This is a genomic window from Bradyrhizobium sp. USDA 376 (assembly GCF_054063675.1).
Genome location: NZ_JBSSGN010000001.1, coordinates 6,826,560 through 6,849,191, shown reverse-complemented (window position 1 = coordinate 6,849,191; position 22,632 = coordinate 6,826,560). Strand labels below are relative to the sequence as shown.

General features: G+C 65.3%; 18 protein-coding genes. 7 read left to right on the top strand and 11 right to left on the bottom strand.

From position 1 onward, the window contains the following. Positions 1-69 precede the first annotated feature (69 nt). From proS to ACVJ19_RS31845, 3 genes are all read left to right on the top strand, one after another. The gene (proS, locus tag ACVJ19_RS31855; RefSeq protein ID WP_453953094.1) at positions 70-1,389 is read left to right on the top strand and encodes a proline--tRNA ligase; all 1,320 of its coding nucleotides are present in this window, start codon (positions 70-72) and stop codon (positions 1,387-1,389) included. A gap of 73 nt (positions 1,390-1,462) precedes the next feature. Next, positions 1,463-2,743: a lipoprotein-releasing ABC transporter permease subunit gene (locus tag ACVJ19_RS31850; RefSeq protein ID WP_453953093.1), complete on the top strand. Its 1,281-nt coding sequence runs from the start codon at positions 1,463-1,465 to the stop codon at positions 2,741-2,743. 7 nt (positions 2,744-2,750) lie between these two features. After that, positions 2,751-3,452 (top strand): ABC transporter ATP-binding protein, encoded by a 702-nt coding sequence (locus ACVJ19_RS31845; protein WP_211402104.1) that lies wholly within the window; start codon positions 2,751-2,753, stop codon positions 3,450-3,452. 325 nt (positions 3,453-3,777) lie between these two features. Here ACVJ19_RS31845 and ACVJ19_RS31840 read toward each other — a convergent pair whose 3' ends face one another. After that, positions 3,778-4,857, bottom strand: coding sequence for a zinc-binding dehydrogenase (locus tag ACVJ19_RS31840; RefSeq protein WP_453953092.1), 1,080 nt, complete (start codon positions 4,855-4,857; stop codon positions 3,778-3,780). 109 nt (positions 4,858-4,966) lie between these two features. Between ACVJ19_RS31840 and ACVJ19_RS31835 the strand changes: the two genes are divergently transcribed. Beyond that, on the top strand, positions 4,967-5,740 hold the full coding sequence (locus tag ACVJ19_RS31835; protein ID WP_453953091.1) for a helix-turn-helix transcriptional regulator: 774 nt from the start codon (positions 4,967-4,969) through the stop codon (positions 5,738-5,740). Positions 5,741-5,783: 43 nt separating this feature from the next. Here ACVJ19_RS31835 and ACVJ19_RS31830 read toward each other — a convergent pair whose 3' ends face one another. From ACVJ19_RS31830 to ACVJ19_RS31810, 5 genes are all read right to left on the bottom strand, one after another. Next, a complete protein-coding gene (locus ACVJ19_RS31830) occupies positions 5,784-6,032 on the bottom strand; it encodes a DUF6894 family protein (RefSeq protein ID WP_453953090.1) in 249 nt (82 codons plus the stop codon). 368 nt (positions 6,033-6,400) lie between these two features. After that, positions 6,401-7,150: a Crp/Fnr family transcriptional regulator gene (locus ACVJ19_RS31825; RefSeq protein WP_453953089.1), complete on the bottom strand. Its 750-nt coding sequence runs from the start codon at positions 7,148-7,150 to the stop codon at positions 6,401-6,403. Beyond that, on the bottom strand, positions 7,147-10,317 hold the full coding sequence (locus ACVJ19_RS31820; RefSeq protein WP_453953088.1) for a CheR family methyltransferase: 3,171 nt from the start codon (positions 10,315-10,317) through the stop codon (positions 7,147-7,149). Before ACVJ19_RS31820 ends, ACVJ19_RS31825 begins: the two co-directional genes overlap by 4 nt. A 169-nt stretch (positions 10,318-10,486) precedes the next feature. Further along, a complete protein-coding gene (locus ACVJ19_RS31815; protein WP_453953087.1) occupies positions 10,487-10,768 on the bottom strand; it encodes a hypothetical protein in 282 nt (93 codons plus the stop codon). Between the two features lie 11 nt (positions 10,769-10,779). Continuing rightward, on the bottom strand, positions 10,780-11,784 hold the full coding sequence (locus tag ACVJ19_RS31810; protein WP_453953086.1) for a chemotaxis protein CheB: 1,005 nt from the start codon (positions 11,782-11,784) through the stop codon (positions 10,780-10,782). A 15-nt stretch (positions 11,785-11,799) separates the two neighbouring features. Here ACVJ19_RS31810 and ACVJ19_RS31805 point away from each other — a divergent pair, with 15 nt between their 5' ends. Further along, positions 11,800-12,276 (top strand): response regulator, encoded by a 477-nt coding sequence (locus tag ACVJ19_RS31805; RefSeq protein ID WP_453953085.1) that lies wholly within the window; start codon positions 11,800-11,802, stop codon positions 12,274-12,276. Positions 12,277-12,589: 313 nt separating this feature from the next. Here the strand turns inward: ACVJ19_RS31805 and ACVJ19_RS31800 are convergent, their stop codons facing one another. The 5 genes from ACVJ19_RS31800 to ACVJ19_RS31780 all read right to left on the bottom strand — a co-directional run bounded on the left by ACVJ19_RS31800 (position 12,590) and on the right by ACVJ19_RS31780 (position 17,483). Continuing rightward, positions 12,590-13,486: a DMT family transporter gene (locus tag ACVJ19_RS31800; RefSeq protein WP_453953084.1), complete on the bottom strand. Its 897-nt coding sequence runs from the start codon at positions 13,484-13,486 to the stop codon at positions 12,590-12,592. A 70-nt stretch (positions 13,487-13,556) separates the two neighbouring features. Next, on the bottom strand, positions 13,557-14,171 hold the full coding sequence (locus ACVJ19_RS31795) for a TetR/AcrR family transcriptional regulator (protein WP_453953083.1): 615 nt from the start codon (positions 14,169-14,171) through the stop codon (positions 13,557-13,559). 58 nt (positions 14,172-14,229) lie between these two features. Continuing rightward, positions 14,230-15,483 carry a hypothetical protein gene (locus ACVJ19_RS31790; protein WP_453953082.1) on the bottom strand — a complete coding sequence of 418 codons (1,254 nt, stop codon included), beginning with the start codon at positions 15,481-15,483 and terminating at the stop codon, positions 14,230-14,232. Between the two features lie 89 nt (positions 15,484-15,572). After that, on the bottom strand, positions 15,573-16,892 hold the full coding sequence (locus ACVJ19_RS31785) for an MFS transporter (RefSeq protein ID WP_453955256.1): 1,320 nt from the start codon (positions 16,890-16,892) through the stop codon (positions 15,573-15,575). Positions 16,893-17,174: 282 nt separating this feature from the next. After that, entirely contained in the window at positions 17,175-17,483 is a 309-nt protein-coding gene (locus ACVJ19_RS31780) for a DUF3551 domain-containing protein (RefSeq protein WP_453953081.1), read from the bottom strand. 254 nt (positions 17,484-17,737) lie between these two features. On the opposite strand from ACVJ19_RS31780, the gene ACVJ19_RS31775 reads away from it, so the two are divergent. Both ACVJ19_RS31775 and dnaE read left to right on the top strand, forming a co-directional pair. Continuing rightward, positions 17,738-18,460: an outer membrane protein gene (locus tag ACVJ19_RS31775; protein WP_453953080.1), complete on the top strand. Its 723-nt coding sequence runs from the start codon at positions 17,738-17,740 to the stop codon at positions 18,458-18,460. A 455-nt stretch (positions 18,461-18,915) separates the two neighbouring features. After that, positions 18,916-22,419: a DNA polymerase III subunit alpha gene (gene dnaE, locus ACVJ19_RS31770; protein ID WP_453953079.1), complete on the top strand. Its 3,504-nt coding sequence runs from the start codon at positions 18,916-18,918 to the stop codon at positions 22,417-22,419. Positions 22,420-22,632: the final 213 nt, after the last annotated feature.

Below are 22,632 nucleotides of genomic sequence, written 5' to 3'. Positions count from 1 at the left end.
TCCCGGCCTTGTGTTTTCGCTCGCAATCCGGTTTCACTGCAACCCCTCACTGATTCCCAGAGTATTGCCATGCGGTTGTCGCGGTTCTTTCTGCCCATTCTGAAGGAAAATCCGAAAGAGGCGGAGATCGTCTCGCATCGGCTGATGCTGCGCGCCGGCATGATCCGGCAGGAGGCCGCCGGTATCTACGCCTGGCTGCCGCTTGGCTTCCGCGTGCTGAAGAAGATCGAGCAGATCGTGCGCGAGGAGCAGGACCGCTCCGGCGCGATCGAGGTGCTGATGCCGACCCTGCAGCTCGCCGACCTCTGGCGCGAGAGCGGCCGCTACGATGCCTACGGCCCGGAGATGCTGCGCATCGCCGACCGCCACAAGCGCGAGCTGCTGTACGGGCCGACCAACGAGGAGATGATCACCGAGATCTTCCGGGCCTACGTCAAGTCCTACAAGAACCTGCCGCTGAATCTCTATCATATCCAATGGAAATTCCGCGACGAGCAGCGTCCGCGTTTCGGCGTGATGCGCGGCCGCGAGTTCCTGATGAAGGACGCCTATTCGTTCGATCTCAACGAGGCGGCGGCGCGCGTGGCCTACAACAAGATGTTCGTGGCCTATTTGCGCACCTTCGCGCGGATGGGGCTGAAGGCGATCCCGATGCGCGCCGAGACCGGCCCGATCGGCGGCGATCTCAGCCATGAGTTCATCGTGCTCGCCGAGACCGGCGAATCCGGCGTGTTCATCAATCGCGACGTGCTGGACCTGCCGGTGCCCGGCGAAGACGTCGACTATGACAGCGACCTGACGCCGATCATCAAGCAATGGACCTCGGTCTATGCCGCGACGGAAGACGTTCACGATGCCGCGCGGTTCGAGCAGGAAGTGCCGGCGGACAAGCGGGTGAACACCCGCGGCATCGAGGTCGGCCAGATCTTCTACTTCGGCACCAAATATTCCGAACCAATGAAGGCGCTGGTGGCGGGCCCGGACGGCGTCGACGTGCCGATCCATGGCGGCTCCTACGGGGTCGGCGTCTCGCGCCTGCTGGGTGCCATCATCGAGGCCTGCCATGACGATGCCGGCATCAAATGGCCCGAGGCGGTTGCGCCGTTCCGCGCGGTGGTGCTCAACCTCAAGCAGGGCGACGCCGCGGTCGATGCGGCCTGCGAGAAGCTCTATGCCGAGCTCCAGACCAAGGGCGTCGACGTGCTCTACGACGACACCGACCAGCGCGCCGGCGCCAAATTCGCCGCCGCCGACCTGATCGGCATCCCCTGGCAGATCATGATCGGGCCGAAGGGGCTCGCCGACGGCAAGGTCGAGATCAAGCGGCGCAGCGACGGCTCCCGCGAGACCATGTCGCCCGCGGACGCGGTCGCCCGGCTGGTCGGCTGAATATTGTTCATCGCCCGATATCGCGGCCGCCAATCCGGCCACAATTGACCCCGAATCATGGGATTATCGAGCGATGGACGAGACCATGACTGAAACCGTGCAAACCGCGCCTTTTGCGCCATTCGAGTGGATGCTGTCGGCGCGCTACCTGCGGGCGCGCCGCAAGGAGGGATTCATCTCGGTCATCGCCGGGTTCTCCTTTCTCGGCATCATGCTGGGCGTGGCGACGCTGATCATCGTCATGGCCGTCATGAACGGCTTCCGCAAGGAGCTGCTCGACAAGATCCTGGGGCTGAACGGCCACATCCTGGTGCAGCCGCTGGAATCGCCGCTGACCGACTGGAAGGACGTCGCCGACCGCCTCAGCCAGGTGAAAGGTATCCGGCTCGCCGCGCCCGTGGTGGACGGCCAGGCGCTGGCGTCCTCGCCCTGGAACGCCTCGGGCGTCCTGGTGCGCGGCATCCGCTCCGACGACCTCAACAACCTCACCTCGATCGCCAAGAACATCAAGCAGGGCTCGCTCGAGGGTTTTGACGAGGGGCAGGGCGTCGCGATCGGCCGGCGCCTCGCCGACCAGCTGTCGCTGCATGCCGGCGACAGCATCACGCTGGTGGCGCCGAAGGGCGCGGTGACGCCCATGGGCACGACGCCGCGCATAAAACCGTACAAGATCGTCGCCGTGTTCGAGATCGGCATGTCCGAATACGATCTCGGCTTCGTGTTCATGCCGCTCGCGGAGGCGCAGGCCTATTTCAACCGCAGCAACGACGTCACCTCGATCGAGGTGTTCACAACCAATCCCGATCAGATCGTGCCCTTCCGCCAGGCCGTGACGGAGGCCGCGGGCCGGCCGGTGTTCCTGGTCGACTGGCGGCAGCGCAATTCGACGTTCTTCAACGCGCTCCAGGTCGAGCGCAACGTGATGTTCCTGATCCTGACCATGATCGTGCTGGTCGCAGCGCTCAACATCGTCTCCGGCCTGATCATGCTGGTGAAGGACAAGGGCAGCGACATCGCGATCCTGCGCACCATGGGCGCCTCGCAGGGCTCGATCATGCGGATCTTCCTGATCACGGGCGCCTCGATCGGCGTGGTCGGCACGCTGGTCGGCTTTATCGTCGGCCTCGTGATCTGCCTCAACATCGAGTCCATCAGGCAATTCCTGTCCTGGCTGACCAGCACCGAGCTGTTCTCGCCGGAGCTCTATTTCCTGTCGAAGCTGCCCGCCGAGATCGACATCGGCGAGACCACGGCGGTCGTCATCATGGCGCTGACGCTGTCGTTCCTGGCGACGCTGTACCCGTCCTGGCGCGCCGCGCGCCTCGACCCCGTCGAAGCGCTCCGGTACGAGTGAGGGGCTGATGGAGCAGCAGGGGGCTGACGATGTACCGGTCATTTATCTCCACGAGATAAAGCGGCAGTACTTGCAGGGTGAGGTGCCGCTGACGATCCTCGACGGCGCCAAGCTCGCGTTGTGGGCCGGGCAATCGGTCGCGCTGGTGGCGCCGTCGGGCTCGGGCAAGTCGACGCTGCTGCACATTGCCGGGCTGCTCGAAGCCCCCGATTCCGGCGAGGTCTATGTCAACGGCGCGCCGACCTCGCAACTGCCCGACATCGAGCGCACCCAGCTGCGCCGCACCGATATCGGCTTCGTCTACCAGTCGCACCGGCTGCTGCCGGAGTTTTCCGCGCTGGAAAACGTGATGATGCCGCAGATGATCCGTGGCCTGAAGAAGTCCGAGAGCGTCAAGCGCGCCAAGGAGATCCTGGGCTATCTCGGCCTCGGCGACCGCATCACCCATCGCCCCGCCGAACTGTCGGGCGGCGAGCAGCAGCGCGTCGCCATCGCGCGTGCGGTGGCCAATGCGCCGCGCGTGCTGTTTGCGGACGAGCCGACGGGCAACCTCGACCCGCACACGGCCGATCACGTCTTCCAGGCCCTGATGCAGCTGGTCAAGGCAACCAAGGTTTCCATGCTGATCGCGACCCACAACATGGAGCTCGCCGGCCGCATGGACCGGCGGGTCTCGCTGTCGAACGGCCAGGTCGTCGAGCTCGAATAACTGAAGCGCGTTTGGCTGATGCAGCCGCGGGCTCGGTTCACCTCTCCCCAGCGGGGAGAGGTCGATTTGCGCCAGCAAATCGGGTGAGGGGGCGCTGCCCAACGTGAGACCGTAAACCCTCACCCGGCGCTACGCGCCGACCTCTCCCAAGGGAGAGGTGAATTCCCGACGCCGCGCCAGTTCGACCTCAAACTAAAAAACTGCGAAAACAACCCCATGCACAGTAGCCGGCCTGTTTCAGCCAGTGCCGGCCCGACGCCTGCCAGGCGTTTGATGTGCCGGGCAAAACGGCGCTGACCGCGCATCGCCGCAGCGGGCACGCCAATTACGGCCTGATCACCGTCAATTTGAATGGCCCGCCATTGGCGGCGGCATGCGCCACGGCTTCGTTGGCATGGTCGAGGTCGAAGGCCGTCGTCTCGTACTCCTCCAGCCGCAGCAGCCCTGAGCGCACCAGCGCGATCAGGCGGGCCGCTGCATCCGGCGGATACATCCAGACGCCGTGGATGCTGATGCAGTTGCGCATGATCCAGGGGTAGGGCAGCTCGAGCCCTGCGCCGCCCGCCATGCCGACACCGCCCATCAGCACGACGCGGCCGTAAGCGCGCACCGTCATGACCGCCGCGCGGACGACAGTCGGGTTCACCGAGGGCGGCATGATGTCGAACACGCAATCGATCGGCCCCGGCGCGGCGCGCTTCATCGCCTCGCGGTCGTCGTCCTCAACGCCGGTGAGCCTGACCGGCTTCACACGGCGGCCGAAGCGGCGGACGAGGTCGGCGAGGATCTTTTCGTTGCGGCCCGGCGTCACCACGCAGGCGGCGCCCATCGCCAGCGCAACGGATACCGCCGCGCTGCCGAAGTTGCCGGTGGCCCCGCTCACCAGCACGGTCTCGCCTGCTTGCAGGTTTGCTGCGAGGAAACCGCCATAGGGCACCAGCAGCGTGCCCAGCGCGCACCATTGCGTCGCTTCCTCCGATGTGATCGCGCCGAGCCGTTTGACGTTCTCGGTCGGCACCCGCATCTGCTCGGCGAACGAGCCGTGACGAAAATGCTGTTGCAGGCGCATGCCGCCGGGACCGGCCGCCGTGAGGCCCTGCAGGGCGATATCGGGCGCCACGGCGTCGTCGCGCGAGCGCACCGTCGGGTCGCAGAACACCCAGTCGCCGACCGCGAGCCTGGTTGCGTCCGGGCCGACCGCGCGCACCCGGCCGATGCCGCCGGGGCCGGGGATGATCGGCAGGTCGAGCGCGTAGTTGCGTTCGCCGCTGAAAACCTCGTTCATGTAGGACAGCACGCGCGTGGCGACGATGTCGATGATGACCTCGCCGGTGCCGAGCACCGGATCGGGGGCAGTCTCGATCGCCAGCGGCGAGCCGAAGGATTTGAGCACGGCAGCTTTCATGATGTTCACCTCAGGGACGGGTGAGGCGGATATGCACCGCCCTTGAAGCGACAAGAAGGCCTGGTATTATCCTAGTATTACCGACGCCCTCCATCGCGGGAGCGACATCATGGCCGATCCACGCCGCGTCGAATTCGGCGACTTCCTCAGGTCCCGCCGCGAAAAGCTGTCGCCGAAGACGGTCGGGCTCCCGGCGGGCCGCCGCCGGCGCACCGCGGGCCTGCGCCGCGAGGAGGTCGCGCAGCTCGCCGGTATCGGCGTCGATTGGTACATCCGCCTCGAGCAGGGGCGCACCGTCAGCCCCTCGGTCACCACCGTCGACGCGCTGGCCCGTGCGCTGCGCCTCTCAAAGACCGAGCACGCGCATCTCAAGGCGCTGGCGCGCGACGGCACGAGGGGCGCCTTCGTGCGGGAGACCGTGCCACCGCCGATCCAGCGGATGATCCAGAGCCTGACGCAGCCGGCCTACATCACCGGGCGGCGCTGGGATGTGCTGGCCTGGAACGAGGCCGCCGAGGAGATCTTCGGTTTCGGGAGGCTGCCCGAGCAGGATCGCAACACGCTGCTGCTGGTGCTGACGAATAAGCAGACACGAAAATTCTATGGTGCAGGCTGGACGGATGTCGCCAAGAGCATGGTCGCGATGTTCCGGGCCACCCACGACGTCTGGGCCGGCGATCCCGCCTTTACCGAGCTGCTCGCGCGGCTGCGTCAGGGCAGTCCGGAATTCGTCAAATGGTGGGAGGCGCATGACATCCGCAGCACCTCGTCGGGCCTCAAGACCATGAACCATCCGACCAGGGGCCTGCTCCGGTTCGAGCACACGAGCTTCCAGGCCAATGACGATCCCGCGCTGAAGCTCGTGATCTACACGCCGGTGTGAGGCGTGAAGACCAGGGAGCGACTGCCGGCCTTCAGCGGCGGCTTCAATGCTTCAGCGTCTCGACCTCGAAAGTGAACTTGACCTGCATCACCGGGCCGCTGGAGTCCCGGACCTCGATCGCCATGCGGTGTCTGCCATTCACGGGAGCGGACGAGCAGGCCGCCTCTCGCGCCATATCGGCCAATGACCTCGCGGCCTCGGTCTGGGCTGCTCGAAGGCCGGCAAGCTCGAGACCTTCCTCGTCGGGGGCCAACTCATCCTCGTCCCGAAGATCGAAATAGTAACGTGGCATCTCAGATCTCCAATGCCAGTCGCTCGCCGGCGCTCCGCGCCACGACTATTCACGTTGCGCGTTGTTGGCCGATCTCTGCCGCTCCGCAGCAAGCCGCGAGCATGCGTCCTTTGCGAGCGGATCGAGCGTTCCACCGCCCATCAGCGGCACTGTTCCGCTTGAAGGCGTTAGCGCCTCGCATCTGCCTCATCCCCCGAAGCTTCCCCGATGCGTCCGCATTAACATAAGCTAATGGCAGCACACTCGTTCCTCTCGGAACGAACGCCATACCGGGCGAAATTCGAGCCAACAGGTCGGGCAGTGCTGCTGTCAGGAACATCGGCGGACGTCTTGAGCCGTTGCATTGAAGGCTTCGTCCGCAGGATCGTTCACTTCGGATGATAGAGCCGGAGATAGCTAGGCGCATACATCGCCGCATTCTTGAGCGCCTCGAGATCGCCGATCGTCAAGGTTCGATCCTTCAGGACGATAAGGCCGGACGCCCTCAACTCCTGGAGTGTGCGGTTGAGGTGAACCACCGACAGGCCGGTCGCGTCGGCCAGATCGGTTTGGGTCACCGGAAGCGCGCAGGAGTTGCCATCGACCAGGCCAACGGGTCGAAGCCGTTCGAAGATTTCGCAGAACAGATGGGCCACGCGCTCGAAGGCCGCCCGCCGGCCGAGGTTGACGATCCATTCACGCTGGATCGCGCTGTTCAGCAGCGTCTCGCACATGAAGGCCTCGGCCAGCGTGCGGTGAGCCGTCATCAGCTGCTCGAAGCGCGTGCGCTTGATCTCGGCATAGGCAACCGGTGTTGCTGTCGTGATCGCATGATCGATGGTGGAAAGGAGATAGGCGTGGGCGTCGCAGGTCTCGCCCGGCAGGATGAAATTGACGATCTGCCGACGCCCGTCCTCCAGCGTCTTGTGGCGGAACAGCCAGCCCGAGAGCACGAGGCGGACGCTGTCGACAGGATCGCCTTCGGCGATCAAGTCCTCGCCCGGCCCGGCACGCAACAAACCTTCGAGAATGGCGTGCTCCAGCGCAGCGGCGTCCTCGTCGGCCAGCGGGCGCAAAGCGTTGAAGCGGCGAAGGACCGCCTGCGCCACACCGCCATCGGTCCCGTGAGAACGCATCATCCCTCCATCGACGGCGTATGGAAGGTGCGCCTGGTCAGGGGGATCGCGATCAGGCACATCAGGCCGGACGCGTTGAACGACATGGTCGTCTGTCCCTTCAGCTCGAACGCAAGGGTGCGCTCCAGAAGCTCGGTGCCAAAACCCTTGCGCGGCGGTGGCGTCACCGCCGGACCGCTCCGCTCACGCCATTCGAACAGCAGTTGCGGGGGCTCGATGGCCCCGTCGATACGCCACGAGATTTCGAGCCGCCCGCCGGGCTGACTCAACGCGCCGTATTTGAGCGCATTGGTCGCAAGCTCGTGGATTGCAAGCGCAAACGTCTCCGCCGCCTTCGGCTGGAAGCGTACCGCGGGTCCGGAGGCGCGCACCTGCTCGCCCTCGTGGGCATTATAGGCCAGCAGCTCCTCGATCACCAGATATTCGAGATCGACGCCGCCCTCCGGATCGCGCGTCACCAGCGCCTGGGTACGCGCGAAGGCATTGAGGCGCCCGTCGAGGTGGGCGGCGTATTCCTCGACCGTGGAGTTCGTCTCCGCGGAGCGGCGCGCGATCGACCGCACCACGCCCAGCGTATTGCGAACCCGGTGCTGAAGCTCGGCGAGGAGAAGGCGCTGCCGCTCCTCTGCGCGCGTGATTGCGGTGACGTCGATGAAGGTGATCACGACGCCGGCGATGAAATTGTCGATGCTGCGATAGGGCAGGATGCGGACGATGTAGCGCGTGCCGCTGTCGGGCGCGGTCAGTTCGCGTTCGGCGCTGGCGAGCGTGCGCAAGACGCGGCGCACGTCGTCGTAGAGCTCCTCGATCGGAATGCGCGCCTTGATGTGGGCGATCGGACGGCCGACATCGGTCTCGACCAGATGCAGGATGTGCGTGATCGCGGGGGTGAAGTTCATGACGCGCAGATCGTTGTCGAGGAAGACGGTCGCGATCTGCGTGCTTTCGAGGAAGTTCTTGAGGTCGCTGGTGGCGCGGGTCAGCTCCTGAACCCGGTGCGCCAGCTCGCCGTTGACGGTGGTCAATTCCTCGTTGACCGATTGCAGCTCCTCGCGCGAGGTCTCCAGCTCCTCGTTGGCGGATTGCAGCTCTTCATTGAGCGATTGATATTCCTCGTTCGAGGATTTCAGCTCTTCGTTGGTGCTTTCGAGCTCTTCGATCGTTGCCTGGAGACGTGCGCGGGTCGCCCGCAATTCGCCTTCGAGACGTTCGACATGCTCGGTCCGCACCAGCACGCCGGGATTGTTCTCGGGAGCATCGGCGGCCCGCGCCGGTCCGTCCTTGAACAGGACGATGAAATTGCGATGGCCACCGGCGCCATCCTGGATCGGCTCGACGGTAATGTCGACGAGAACGCGATGGCCATTGACGCCGAGCTGAACCTGCTCGGCATGGGCGGACTCGTTGGTTTCCGAGGCGCGGGAGAGGGCGGTGCGCAAGTCCAGCCTGAGATCGCGATGCACCAGCTGGAGCAGATCGAGCGAGGCCGCACCGGCGGTCGGCTCGATGTAGCGTCCGGTGCGGCCGGAGAAGTGCAGGATCTGGAAATTGTCGTCCGTAATCACGTAAGCGGGCGCATAGCGCTCGGCGATGCGCTGGGCGCGGCGTTCGAGGCCCACGTCCGGCCCGAACGAGCGGACCGGCGGCACCTCGACCGGCGCACGCCCGGCCGCCGTCGAGATGGGAAACTCCGGCGGCAGCCGCGTGCCGGTATCGAGCTTCCTGAAGATGCGGGCGCGACGATCGACCGGTGCAAACAGCTTCGGGTGCCGCGTCACGTTCTCGGAATTGCCGAGGAACAGGAAGCGCTCGGGCAGCAACGCGAAATGGAATAGCGGGATCACCCGGTTCTGAAGTTCCGCGTTGAGGTAGATCAGCAGGTTGCGGCAGGAGACGAGATCCAGCTTGGAGAACGGGGCATCCTTGATCACGTTGTGCTGGGAGAAGATGCACATCTCCCGCAATTCCTTCACCACGCAATAGGTGTCGCCCTCGCGCACGAACCAGCGCGCCAGGCGCTCGGGAGACATGTCCTGCTCGATATTGGTGCGGTAGCGCCCGACGCGGGCGGCCGCGAGCGCCCGGCCGTCGATGTCGGTTGCGAAGATCTGGACCTGGGGAGCGGAATCGAGCGTGGCCATCTGCTCGCGCAGGAGGATGCCGATCGAATAGGCCTCCTCGCCGGTGGCGCAGCCCAGCACCCAGACGCGAACCTGCTGGCCGCTTCCCTTGCGCTCGAAAATCTTCGGTATGATCTGTGTCTCGAGCACTTCGAACTCGCGCTTGTCGCGGAAGAACTCGGTGACGCCGATCAGAAGGTCATTGAAGAGATTCTGGGCCTCGTCCTTGTCGTTGCGCAGGAAGTCGACATAGGAGGTGATCTCCTCGATCTGCACGACCTGCATGCGCCGCTGCACGCGGCGCAGGAAGGTGTTCTGCTTGTAGCCGTGGAAATCGTTGCCGGTCTTGTTGCGCAGGATATCGGCGATGCGCGACAGCGAGGTCGCCGCCGCAGCCAGGACCTCGTCGAATCCCTGCTTCTCCTCCAGCCGCCGGAGATGGCGGGCATAGACCTGGATGTGCTCCGGGATGTCCTCGGGCGGCAGGACGTAATCTGCGATCGCCGCCGGCCTGCTGCTGTCGACCAGATGATCGGACGATTCGTCGCCGGCCAATCTTTCCGCAATGGCGAGGCCGCCATGGTCCTTCAGCGTGGCCGCGCCAAGCGTGCCGTCGCCGCCGGTCCCGTTCAAGAGAACACCGATGGACTGCTCGGCCCGCTCTTCGGCGAGCGACACCAGGAAGCTGTCGATGGTGGCCCGCTCGCCCGGGCCCTGTTCGGCCTTGCGCACTGCAAAACGCCCGTCCTGGATCGTGGTGATCATGGCCGCGGGGCTGAGATAGATGGCGCCCCCTTCGACCACCATCGCATCGCGGATGTCGGCAAGACGCGCGCCGTCGGCGCGCTCGACGATGCCGCGCAACCGCGCCTCGCCGAGCGCCTCGGCATTCTGGAGGACAAGGACGACGGCCTGGTCGTTGCCCAATGTCAGCTTGGCGAAGAACCGCTCGATGCTGTCGATTGCACCGGCCGACGCCCCCACGCCGATGACCAGCGGGGCCTTGGCCTGAGGCTCCGGCTCCCCCGCCGTCTTGCCGACTTCGTCCATGATTGCCGCTACTCTCGTTGCCCGGGGCCAACGGATTCCGGTTTCTGCAAATAGCAGAAATCGATGTTATCCCAACAGCTAAAAGCGGGAAACGTTCGCCGTTACGACGGGGCGCCGATGGTGCAGACCGAAGGCCCGAGCGGGCCCGGCGGCGCGGGCCATTGCCCGGTCAGCCGGCCGCCGGCGGCACCGGATCGACCTCCTGCTGGAGGTAGTTCACTCTTTCAACGATCAGGGTGCGGTGCCGCTCCCACTCCACAAGGGTCTGCTTGAGCAGCTCCACCAGCCGTTCCGCCTGCCGGCAGTCGTATCCACCGGCTTGCAACTCCCGCACCCGATCCTCCTGTCTGCGGACGCGTTGCCAGCCCTCGTCGATATCGAGATCGGCTTTCACCAGAAGGCGCTGCTCGTCGCGGAGTTGCCTTGTACGCTCGGTAAGGGATACTGCCATGGCGAAGTTTCTCACTTCCCTCGCTGGCCGGGAGGATCAAGCGATTGTAGCACGACGCGCCGGATCATGTCGGCATATTCGCGATACTCGGCCGCGCGCAGCTCGTACATGTCGGCCACTGCCGACCTGCCGCTGCGACGGCCGTCCGCGGCCATGCGCTGCACCAGCTCGGCCCGCTCCTCGATGATCCTGAGCGCGACGCGCAGGGCCTCGTCGACTTGCCCTTCCTGCTCCTTGGCGAGGGCATCCGCGGTATAGGCGTGGCCGACTTGACAGCGAAACCGCATGGGACGCGCTTCTTTCACTTGGGAGAGAACTCCGCCGCAACCGGGGCAGGTCAGCGCCGCCGGATCGGCGATGTCGGCCAGGATCGCGCTGCCAATCCTTTCGCCCGCGGCGATCTCCACCTCCAGGCGGATATCCGGAGCGATCGGACATGCGAGACCCGGCGGTTCCCGGGCGAGATCGGAGAGGACGTCGCCGAGCCGCGCGGCGGGCACGCAAAGGTCGGCCGTGGTCGCTTCCAGGGCGTGCTGCGGCATCTCCGCCGCGATCGCCTCCGACGGGTCCTGCACGATCGTCATTCCGCCGCAGCGCTTGATCGCGTTCAGGCCGGCGGCGCCGTCCGAGAGCAATCCACTCAGCACCACTCCGATCACGCGTGGACCGTGATGCAGCGCGGCCGACCGAAACAGCGCGTCGATCGCGGGCCGCACCATGTTCTCGCGCGGGCCGCGCCCGAGCCGGATACGATCGCCTGACAGCAGCAAATGATGGTCGGGGGCGCCGAGATAGACGTGGCCGCGCTCGAACTTCATGCCGTCGACGGCCTGATGCACCGGGAGCCTCCCGGCGGCAGCGGCGACGGTGGACAGGATGCCGATGCCCTGCACAGGAAGGTGGAGGACAATGAAGACAGCTGCCGGAACATCCGGATGCAAACCCGCCAGAATCTGCTTCAGCGGCGCCGTGGCCCCGGAGGAGCCGCCGATGACGATGATGTCGCGGTTGCTCATGGAACCCGCCATTCAATGCTTCGTTTGCACCAAGACGGCCTTGAGGCCTATGTTCCTATCAATTCACTGGGGGGTACTGGAGGAAACATGGCGCTATCGCCGACGTTGTCGCGAAGGCACGCGCCCTTGTCTGGACGTCGTATCCTTGTGCTCGAGGACGAGTATTTCCTCGCCGACGACATCACCCGCGCGCTACGCTCAGCGGGGGCGGAGATCGCCGGACCGGTCGGCCAGATCGACGATGCGCTCCCGATCCTGACCGACGGCCGCGTTCTCGACGGCGCGGTGCTTGACGTGAACATCCGCGGCGAAATGGTGTTTCCCGTTGCCCAGGAGCTTAAGGCGCGTCAGGTGCCGTTCGTGTTCACGACCGGCTACGACAAGGTCAGCATCGCTCCGCAATTTCACGACGTGATGCTCTGGGAAAAGCCGATCGACGTCGCGGCGTTGGTCCGCGGCTTGGCCGGGCTGATCGGGAAGCCAAAGGCATGAGGGCAACGTCGCGGCTTTAGAGCAAGCGGCTCCAGGTCAGCCACGCAGCCACGCCAATGCAGAGGGCAATCCCGAGATAGGGCAAGGCTTGCGACAAGCCTTGCGACAAGGCTTGGCGCAACGAGGAGTCCGTCAAGCCACCATCATCCATATGATCGCCCCCAGCATTACCAGGAACCCCAGCATCGCTGTCGCGATGAATGCCCGTTCGACGCGATCCATCGTCATCGTGTTGCCCTCATCCCGGACACGATTTTGACGTTTTGCCGCGCGGTGCGCATTAGGCTATGTGAATCGCCAGCGGAATTTAGGATCAAGGAGAGTGGCTTCGTTCCCGGGACGCCGGTTTCAGGCCACTTGAACGTTCCAGTTTCATTTGCGTCATGGCGACGCCGGAGATTGCGATCAGCCCGCCGACGATCAGCTTCGGGGTCACCCGCTCGCCGAGGAACATCACGCTCGACATCAGGGCGAACACCGGAAGCAGCAGGCCGAACGGAGCGACGCGGCCCATGGAGCAACGGGCGATCAGCCAGAACCAAAGGCCAAACCCGACAATTCCGCCGATGAAGATGGTGTAGGCGAGCGCCAGCCAGCCACGTCGATCCGCCGTGCCGAGGCTCGTCGCCTGGCCGTATTCCAGCAGCAGCGACATCAGCATCACCTGCGGCACCGTGAGCAGCGACGACCATCCCATCAACATCAGGGGATCGAAAGGCCCGTAGCGCTTCGTCAGGACGTTGGACACGGCGAATGCGAAGGCGGCCCCGATCACCAGCAGCAGCGGAAGCGGTTTTGCCGACAGGTCGGGCCCTGCTGCCAGCACGATCACGCCGAGGAATGCGAGCGCCACGCCGGCGGAGCTGGCGAGCGACGGCCGTTCCGCGAGCAGCGGCCAGGCCAGCAGGACGGTGAAGGGCGGGGCGAGCTGATAGGCGACGGCCGACATGCTTCCCGAGCCGAGCCCAAGGCCGACATAGAACAGCCCGAAGTTCAGCCCACCGAGGAAAATCGAGATCGCTGCGACAGGGCCGAGCTGCTCACGCGTGGGCCTCTTGACGAACGGAACGAGCAGCAGCGCGATCGCCAGAAAGCGCAGGGCGAGGAAGAAGAGCGGCGGAAACTCCGCGACGCCCACCTTGATGACCACGAACTGATAACCCCAGAGCAGGGGAACGGCCACGGCGCAGACGATCTGGATCGCAGACATCGCATTGTTCCTTTCAAGACCGATCGGTCTAAATTTCGACGCGCCGAAGCCGAAGGGCATCTGCGGGTGGTCACCTCACGAAGCGGTCGAGAAGGGCGTCGGCGGTGGTTTGCGATGCGGCCCGTGCCGGCGCCGTCTTGCTGACCACGCGCAGCCCTTCGACGAAACAGACGAGAATGCGGGCGGCGCTTGCAGGCTCGACGCCGTCGGCCAGCTTGCCCGCCGTCTTGGCACGGGACAATGCGTCCACCAGCCTGGTCTCCATCGTCTTGAAGAAGGCCGCGGCGCGCCGCGCGACCTCGGCGTCCTGCCCGGCCAGTTCCATGGCTGTGGCCACGAGCAGGCAGCCGCGGCGTCCATGGGCGCCGCTGGTGCGGTCGACATAGCCGGCAAGGAAAGCCCGCAAGCCATCGACCGGATCCCTGCGGGGGGCGAGTTCGACGTCCATCCGCGCGACGGCATCGGCGATGTAGCGATCGAGCGCGAGCAAGAACAGCGAGTGCTTGTCGCCGAACGCGGCGTAAAGGCTGCCGCGCGACAGTTTGGTCGCGCGAAGAAGGTCCGGCAGCGCCGTGGCGTGGTAGCCGCGCGACCAGAACACGTCCATCGCGCATTCGACGGCGGCGTCCATGTCGAAACTTCGCGGTCGGCCGCGGGGCGATTGCACTGGGGTCTGGCGGGCCATCGCGGATATATAGACCAGTTGGTCTATATATCGCAAGGGGACGCTTCGGCCCCCGCGCTTACGGCGCCGCGGCAGCCGGAGACGTTGCGCCGACGTTCGGCACCGTGGCCGGCCAGGGGCTGATCGGGCTGAGCGCCGACAAGGCACAGGATGACTTGAGCTGCGTCCACGCCGGCGCGAGGCCCGTCAGGTCGATGTCGAATTTCGTCTCGTCCGTCTTGTCTTCGGGCATCGTCGTGGTTTCGCGGACATGGAGGGAGCGGGAGGCCAGGATCGCCTGGACCATGTCGGCGTCGATACTGCCGCGCCAGACCTCGTATTTGCCGGATCGCAGCGGTGGTCCTCCGGCCGCCTTGTCCGTGGCGGCGTCCGCCGTCATCAGGATCGTGCTCTTGCCGGCGGACGCCTCGTCGATTTCGGCTGCGAACCATAGCGGCACGCGCGTCCTGCTTTCGCACGACAGGCGCCACTCCATGGTCCGGAACGACGAGTCGTTCTCCTTCTTCATCACGGCGATCTTGCGGACGTACGGTCGCGCGTCCTTCTCCAGCTTCCACGCCGTTTCAGCGAGCGGTCGCGTGTCGATCCCGAAACGATAGAGTTCGGCTCGCGTCAGCACGTGCAGGCTCTCGAACTTCACGGTCCGGATCAGGGCGTCAAGCTCACGGCTGATGCCCATCGACGCGATGAACGCAGTGCGGTCGCGATCGGCGCTCGCCATTCGGCGCTGCCTCGCCTCGGCGACCACCTGTGGGGGCGGATCCCCCCGAAAGCGCAGGATCAGTCTGGAGTTATGGACCGCCAGCGCCGCGTCGGGGGCCACCTCGCGGGATGTCGCCCCAATGAACAGGTAACCGCAGGCCGAGTTGCACATCGCCTTGCGGGTGGTGAGCTCCGCCTCGACCTCGCCGTTTGCGTTCTTCACCTTCAGGCAGGCCGCGTCCACCTGTGTGTCCGCCGCGCACGCCGTGACGATGGTGCGGCCGACCCGGGCGATCGCCTTGCGGCTGCGCAGCAACCGCGCGATCGCGTAGGACTGCTCCACGTTCCCGCCGGGTGAATAGAGATAGATCGGACGCTGCGTGTCCTTGACGGCGGCGAGGAAGCGGCGAATGCGCGGGGCGGCATCCCCATCGATCTCGCCCTCGATGGCGATCCAGCGGTCGCAGCCCGGCCCGCACGCATCAGGCGCCCCCTTGGCGAGATAGATCGTCAGCTTGGGCGCAAATCCAACTTTCACCGCCGGCGTTTCCGCGCGCAATGCAGCGGGAAGCGACAGCGCGGCGACGACGAGCAGGGTACGGGCGAGCATGAAAATGATCGACTATGCGGTGCAAATCGATATCGACGCTATACGACCCTCGGCGCTTTCACAACTTGCGGTGGCGCCCCAATTCGCGTTTATTTCGCTGACGTCCGGGCGGGCAGATTCTCGTGAGCGGCCGAACGGCTTCGATGGTCCGGCGCCAGCGACGGCGCGAGCGGAGCAGCGTCGCGCGATGAGGCGACCTCGGCCGATGCAGACCCGGTATCGCGCCGGGCGACGGCCCAGATCAGCAAACCGAGAAGCGCGAGTGCAGCACCGACGGGACCGGTGGAGGTCCAGCCGAGCCCTTCGCGGATCGCGAGGCCGCCCAGGAACGGGCCGAGCGCATTGGCGGTGTTGAACGCCGAATGGTTCAGCGCGGCCGCGAGCGCCTGTGCATCACCCGCGACGTCCATCAGCCGCGTCTGGAGAATGGCGCCGAGCGAGACGCTGGCGCCGATCGCGAAGATGTCTGCCGCCAGGAGCCAGGGATTGTGGGCGACAAGCGGAAACACCAGGAGTGCGACCATAGCAAACAGCAGGATGATGCCCGCCGTCGGCATCAGGGCGCGATCCGCAAAGCGCGGCACGAACAGATTGCCGAGCGTGGCGCCGACGCCGAATACGGCGAGGAAGAACGGAATGGCCGCGGGGCTGACTTTGGTGACCTCGATCAGCGTCGTCGCAAGATAGGTGTAGACGGCGAACATGCCGCCGAAGCCGATGGCGCCGATCGCCAGCGTGATCCAGACGCGGCCGCTTCTGAGGGCGCCGAGCTCCCGTAGTGGATCCGACCGGCCCGCCCGGTCGCGTGGCGCGAACAAGGCGCACAGCAGCACCGTGAGCAGCGCCAGCACCGACACGAGACCGAAACTCGCGCGCCAGCCGGCCGCCTGGCCGATCAGGTTGGCCAGGGGCACGCCGATGATGGTGGCGCTGGTCAGGCCGAGCATCACCTGGCCGATCGCCTGCGAACGGCGCTGTTGCGGAACCAGGGAAGCTGCAACGAGCGCGGCGATGCCGAAATAGGCGCCATGTGGAACCCCCGAGAGGAAGCGCGCCGCGATCATCCAGCCGAAGCCGGGCGCGAGTGCGGTGAGCGCGTTGCCGAGCGCGAACACGGCCATCAGGACGAGCAGCTGCGTGCGCCGGGCGAAGCGCGCACCCAGCACCGCGATCAGCGGCGCGCCCAGCACGACGCCGAGCGCGTAGGCGCTGATGGCGTGCCCCGCGGTCGGCTCGTCGACGTGGAGGTCGGCGGCGAAGAACGGCAACAGGCTCATCGAGGCGAATTCGGTGGTCCCGATCGCAAAGCCGCCCATCGCGAGCGAGACGAGGACGATGGCGAGGTGAGGGGGATTAGCGGCCGCGGTTGAATTGGCGCGGGGCGAGGTCGCGTGAGGCGAGGTCGTCATGAGTCCTGCATTGGTGGCGGCAACGGGAACCAGCCCAGCGAACGTCGCCATCCCTGCAAGATTTCTCCGTCGTACTTAAACCCGGATCAGTCTGCGTCAACACGTAAGGCCCAGCGCAGGGCAAGCCGCATATCAGCGTCCCGATTTGCGTGTGCCAACAACTAGCCGGAGCGGTTCGACCGGCGAGCCGGCCTCCGCTGCGAAAAATAGGGATTCGCGACGCAACTCGCGCTCACGAAGAGTGCGCCGGTCGCAACGAGTGCAAGCCAGGCGCTGCGCATTTCAGCGCGACAACAAGTAGCCCGGCGCCAGCGTGCGCGGACGATTCTGATAGGCGTAGGGATCATCACTCTGTCCCCCGAAATAGGGATTGGCGATGCAGGTCAGCGCGCGGCCCGATGCGCTCGCCTGACACTGCGCGTAAGTATCGAACCTGCAATTGCTCAGCGCCGGCCATTCATCACCCGTGAGGCAGAACGCGTGATGCGTACCGAATGCGCGTGCGGGCGTGCTTGCGCTCAGCGTGAACGCGAATGTGGCGATTGCGAGCGAAAATGTGGCGGCAATGAGGAAAGCAATTCGTGCTCGCATTTCGAAATCTCCAATCACACAATTGTGCGCGCGACGATGTTACGCGCGCATGCAGTTTATCTCGCGTTGTCGACATTGGAAGTGCTGAAAACTCTTGTTTCAAAGGGTTTCCAGCGCGCTCCGATAAATCTTCATTAATGAAGCGCGGGCCTTTGGCGTGAACTGTTGCGTCGAGGTTACAGCAATTCCGTCGATCGCTGTTAAGACGACGGCACGGCCAGGGGGCCTAACGACGAAACTGGAACGGGATTGAAATGAAGAAGAATTTGTTGCTTGCCGCTGTGAGCCTCGTCGCGCTCAGCGCAGCTGCACCGGCGCTGGCTGCCGATCTCGCGGCCCGGCCGTACACCAAGGCGCCGCCTGCGATGGTTGCCGCGATCTACGACTGGAGCGGCTTCTACATCGGCATCAACGGCGGCGGTGGTTCGTCGCACGCGACCTGGGATTTCGTCGGCGTTGGTCGTGAAGGCTCGCACGATGCGACCGGCGGCACGGTCGGTGGCCAGATCGGCTATCGCTGGCAGTCGGGCCAGTGGGTGTTCGGCGTGGAAGGCCAGGGCAACTGGGCCGACTTCTCCGGCGACAATCTGAGCGCGCTGTTCGCCACTCGCAACCGCACGAAGATGGATGCGTTCGGCCTGATCACCGGCCAGGTCGGTTATGCCTGGAACAACGTCCTCATCTACGTGAAGGGCGGCGCGGCTGTGGTCAGCGACAAGTACGAGATCTACGACGTGGCCGGCCCGCTGCTCGCTTCGACCAGCCAAACCCGCTGGGGTGGCACGGTCGGTGCTGGCCTCGAGTACGGCTTCGCTCCGAACTGGTCGGTTGGCGTCGAGTACAACCACATCTTCCTGTCCGACAAGGACGTGACCTTTGCCGGTTTCGCTGGCAGCGAGCGCATCCGTCAGGACGTCGACATGGGCCTCGTCCGCCTGAACTACAAGTTCGGCGGCCCGATCCTCGGCCGTTACTGATACCGATCGCTCTTTGCGAGCGCTCGTCGAAAGCCCCGGCCGTCGGCCGGGGCTTTTTTATTGCGTGAATTCAGCGAGTTAACCATCCCGTTTCGAGAACGCCGAGATTGCTTGACTCCCGTGAACGAAATGAGAACAATGTTCTCTATACGTTCTAGCAAGGGAGCGAGACCATGTTCAGGATTTTCGTGGAAGAGGCGGCTGCACTGGCGTCCATCACCCTGTTCGTCGGGATGATCGCGATCTGGGCCCAGGTCATACCGCAGCTCTGATTCCGCAGCTCCGGGAAGGCCTGGTTGGGGAAAAGCGGGACGACGCGGCGAAGCGGCCGCTCCGGCGTGGACTCTGGAGCTATGAGACCCCACCATTGTGAGGCGAGTCGGCCGGGCGAGTGCATGATGCCTTGAGGAGCCGGCGACCGCTCCATCTCATCTGCAAGAGGCCGTCACGCGACCATGCCGAGCGCCGGATTTGTCCACCTTCACGTTCACTCGGCCTATTCGCTGCTCAAGGGCTCGATCAAGATCGCCAAGCTCGCCGAGCTTGCGAAGAAAGACCACCAGCCCGCGCTGGCGCTGACCGACACCGACAATCTGTTCGGGGCACTGGAGTTCTCCGACAAGATGGCGGGCTCCGGAATCCAGCCGATCGTCGGCTGCGAGCTTGCGATCGACTTCGGCGATCAGGACCCGAACGCGCGCAATGCGATGGGGCCGTCGCGCGTCGTGCTGCTGGCGGCGCAGGAGCGCGGCTACCGCAGCCTGATGCGGCTGAATTCGCGGGCGTTCCTGGAATCACCCGACAGCCATGCCCCGTTCATCAAGTTCGACTGGCTCGACGGCGAGACCGAGGGCGTGATCGCGCTCACGGGCGGTCCGGACGGGCCGATCTCGCTGGCGCTTGCCGGCGGTATGGCCGAACTCGCGGCGGCGCGCTGCGAGCGTCTGGCGGGCCTGTTCGGCGATCGGCTCTACATCGAATTGCAGCGCCACAACATCGACAAGGAGCGGCGCGTCGAAAGCGGCTTGATCGACATCGCCTATGCGAAGGGCCTGCCGCTGGTTGCGACCAACGAGCCGTATTTCGCCGCGACCGACGACTATGAGGCGCATGACGCGCTGCTGTGCATCGCCGGCGGCCGGCTGATCGCCGAGACCGATCGCGTGCAGCTCACCCCCGATCACCGGTTCAAGACCCGCGCCGAGATGGCGGTGCTGTTCGCGGACATTCCGGAGGCGCTGGCGTCCACGGTCGAGATCGCAGAGCGCTGCTCGTTCCGCCCGATGACGCGCAAGCCGATCCTGCCGTTCTTCACGGTCGGCGCCGCGGCGAGCTCGGACGCCGCCGCGGTCGAGGCGGCCGAACTGAAGCGGCAGGCGGAGGAGGGGCTCGCCAACCGCCTGCGCGTGCACGGCCTGTCGCAGGGCACGACGGACGAGGACTACAACAAGCGCCTGGCGTTCGAACTCGACGTCATCATGCGCATGAAGTACGCGGGCTACTTCCTGATCGTGTCCGACTTCATCAAATGGGCCAAGGCGCACGGCATTCCGGTTGGGCCGGGCCGCGGCTCCGGCGCAGGCTCGCTGGTGGCGTGGGCGCTGACCATTACCGATCTCGACCCGATCAAGTTCGGCCTGCTGTTCGAGCGCTTCCTCAATCCGGAACGCGTCTCGATGCCGGACTTCGACATCGACTTCTGCCAGGATCGGCGAGGCGAGGTGATCAAGTACGTCCAGGAGCGCTACGGCCGCGATCAGGTCGCGCAGATCATCACCTTCGGTACACTGCAGGCGCGCGGCGTGCTGCGCGACGTCGGCCGCGTGCTGCAAATGCCCTATGGCCAGGTCGACAAGCTGACGAAACTGGTGCCGCAGAATCCGGCCGCGCCGGTGACGCTGGCCGCTGCGATCGAGAGCGAGCCGAAGCTGCAGGCATTCCGCGACGAAGATCCGGTGGTGGCGCGTGCCTTCGACATCGCCCAGCGCCTCGAAGGCCTGACTCGGCACGCCTCGACCCACGCGGCCGGCATCGTGATCGGCGATCGCCCGCTCAGCGAACTCGTCCCGATGTACCGCGATCCGAAGTCGGACATGCCGGTGACCCAGTTCAACATGAAATGGGTCGAGCCGGCGGGCCTCGTCAAATTCGACTTCCTCGGCCTGAAGACGCTGACCGTGCTCGACGTCGCCTGCAAGCTGCTCAAGCCGCGCGACATCCATGTCGATCTCGCCACGCTGCCGATCGACGACGCCGAGAGCTACCAGATGCTGGCACGCGGCGAGGTGGTCGGCGTGTTCCAGGTTGAAAGCCAGGGCATGCGGCGCGCGCTGGTCGACATGCGTCCCGACCGTTTCGAGGACATCATCGCGCTGGTCGCGCTCTATCGCCCGGGCCCGATGGCGAACATTCCGACCTATTGCTCGCGCAAGCATGGCGACGAGGAGCCGGAATATCTGCACCCCGTTCTGGAGCCGATCCTGAAGGAAACCTTCGGCGTCATCATCTACCAGGAACAGGTGATGCAGATCGCTCAGGTGATGTCGGGCTATTCGCTCGGCGACGCCGACCTCTTGCGCCGCGCCATGGGCAAGAAGATCCGCGCCGAGATGGACAAGCAGCGCGACATCTTCGTCGCGGGCGCAGTGAAGAACGGCGTGCCGAAAGGGCAGGCCGAGACCATCTTTGAGCTGCTCGCAAAATTCGCCGACTACGGCTTCAACAAGAGCCACGCGGCGGCCTATGCGCTGGTGTCCTACCACACGGCCTACATGAAGGCGCATTATCCGGTGGAATTCATCGCAGCGTCGATGACGCTCGATCTCAACAACACCGACAAGCTCTCCGAATTCCGCTCGGAGGCGCAGCGCCTCGGCATCAAGGTCGAGCCGCCGAACGTCAACCGCTCGGGCGCGACCTTCGATGTCGGCGAGAAGACCATCTACTACGCGCTCGCCGCGCTCAAGGGCGTCGGCATCCAGGCCATCGACCAGATCATCGAGGAGCGCACGAGAGGCGGCCTGTTCACCTCGCTCGCCGATTTCGCCGCGCGCGTCAATCCGCGCGCGATCAACAAGCGCATCATCGAGAGTCTCGCCGCAGCCGGTGCCTTCGACACGCTGGAGCCGAACCGGGCGCGGGTCTTCGCCGGTGCGGACGCGATCCTCGCCGCCTGCCAGCGCGCGCATGAAGCCGCGACCATCGGCCAGAACGACATGTTCGGCAGCTCGGCCGATGCGCCGACCATCATGCTGCCGCAGATCGAGGCGTGGCTGCCGGCCGAGCGGCTGCGCCGCGAGTACGACGCGATCGGCTTCTTCCTGTCGGGACATCCGCTCGACGATTACGCCACCGTACTGAAGCGGCTGCGGGTGCAGAGCTGGGCCGAGTTCTCGCGCGCGGTGAAGACCGGCGCCACCGCCGGCAAGGTCGCGGCGACCGTTGTGTCGCGCATGGAGCGGCGCACCAAGACCGGCAACAAGATGGGCATCATGGGCCTGTCGGACCCGACCGGGCATTTCGAGGCGGTGCTGTTCTCGGAAGGGCTCGCACAATATCGCGACGTGCTGGAGCCGGGCGCCGCCGTGCTGCTCCAGCTCGGTGCCGAGCTCCAGGGCGAGGATGTGCGCGCGCGCGTGCTGCATGCCGAGCCGCTCGATGACGCCGCGGCCAAGACGCAGAAGGGCCTGCGCATCTTCCTGCGCGACACCAAGCCGCTGGACTCGATCGCCAAGCGCCTTGCCGGTCCCGATGCCGCGGCCTCGAACGGCGCCGCGCCGAAGGTCGGCAGTCCCGGGATTGCGCCGCGCTCCAATGGCGACGGCGAGGTCTCGCTGGTGATGATGCTGGACCTCGAGACCGAGGTCGAGATGAAGCTGCCCGGCCGCTTCAAGGTCTCGCCGCAGATCGCCGGCGCGATCAAGGCGGTCGCGGGCGTGGTGGACGTGCAGCAGCTGTAGAGCGCGATGAGATTTGGACGAATCGTCATCGCGCTTTGGATCGTTGTTGGAGCATGATCTCCGTACAAACGCGTGCCGCGTTTGTCGCGAGGGAAAATTGCTGCGCTTTTTTTCGGATCACGCCCTAAAGCGCGATGAGATTTGGATGAATCGTCATCGCGCTTTAGGTTGTTGTTTGCGCATGATCTTTCCGGAAAACCGCTTCGCACTTTT

Coding starts and splice junctions, on each gene's coding strand:
- ACVJ19_RS31780 (WP_453953081.1), bottom strand. CDS start 17,483: ATGCGAGCACGAATTGCTTTCCTCATTGCCGCCACATTTTCGCTCGCA.
- ACVJ19_RS31835 (WP_453953091.1), top strand. CDS start 4,967: ATGGCCGATCCACGCCGCGTCGAATTCGGCGACTTCCTCAGGTCCCGC.
- proS (WP_453953094.1), top strand. CDS start 70: ATGCGGTTGTCGCGGTTCTTTCTGCCCATTCTGAAGGAAAATCCGAAA.
- dnaE (WP_453953079.1), top strand. CDS start 18,916: ATGCCGAGCGCCGGATTTGTCCACCTTCACGTTCACTCGGCCTATTCG.
- ACVJ19_RS31785 (WP_453955256.1), bottom strand. CDS start 16,892: ATGACGACCTCGCCTCACGCGACCTCGCCCCGCGCCAATTCAACCGCG.
- ACVJ19_RS31800 (WP_453953084.1), bottom strand. CDS start 13,486: ATGTCTGCGATCCAGATCGTCTGCGCCGTGGCCGTTCCCCTGCTCTGG.
- ACVJ19_RS31810 (WP_453953086.1), bottom strand. CDS start 11,784: ATGAGCAACCGCGACATCATCGTCATCGGCGGCTCCTCCGGGGCCACG.
- ACVJ19_RS31845 (WP_211402104.1), top strand. CDS start 2,751: ATGGAGCAGCAGGGGGCTGACGATGTACCGGTCATTTATCTCCACGAG.
- ACVJ19_RS31825 (WP_453953089.1), bottom strand. CDS start 7,150: ATGATGCGTTCTCACGGGACCGATGGCGGTGTGGCGCAGGCGGTCCTT.
- ACVJ19_RS31840 (WP_453953092.1), bottom strand. CDS start 4,857: ATGAAAGCTGCCGTGCTCAAATCCTTCGGCTCGCCGCTGGCGATCGAG.
- ACVJ19_RS31820 (WP_453953088.1), bottom strand. CDS start 10,317: ATGGACGAAGTCGGCAAGACGGCGGGGGAGCCGGAGCCTCAGGCCAAG.
- ACVJ19_RS31805 (WP_453953085.1), top strand. CDS start 11,800: ATGCTTCGTTTGCACCAAGACGGCCTTGAGGCCTATGTTCCTATCAAT.
- ACVJ19_RS31795 (WP_453953083.1), bottom strand. CDS start 14,171: ATGGCCCGCCAGACCCCAGTGCAATCGCCCCGCGGCCGACCGCGAAGT.
- ACVJ19_RS31830 (WP_453953090.1), bottom strand. CDS start 6,032: ATGCCACGTTACTATTTCGATCTTCGGGACGAGGATGAGTTGGCCCCC.
- ACVJ19_RS31790 (WP_453953082.1), bottom strand. CDS start 15,483: ATGCTCGCCCGTACCCTGCTCGTCGTCGCCGCGCTGTCGCTTCCCGCT.
- ACVJ19_RS31850 (WP_453953093.1), top strand. CDS start 1,463: ATGGACGAGACCATGACTGAAACCGTGCAAACCGCGCCTTTTGCGCCA.
- ACVJ19_RS31775 (WP_453953080.1), top strand. CDS start 17,738: ATGAAGAAGAATTTGTTGCTTGCCGCTGTGAGCCTCGTCGCGCTCAGC.
- ACVJ19_RS31815 (WP_453953087.1), bottom strand. CDS start 10,768: ATGGCAGTATCCCTTACCGAGCGTACAAGGCAACTCCGCGACGAGCAG.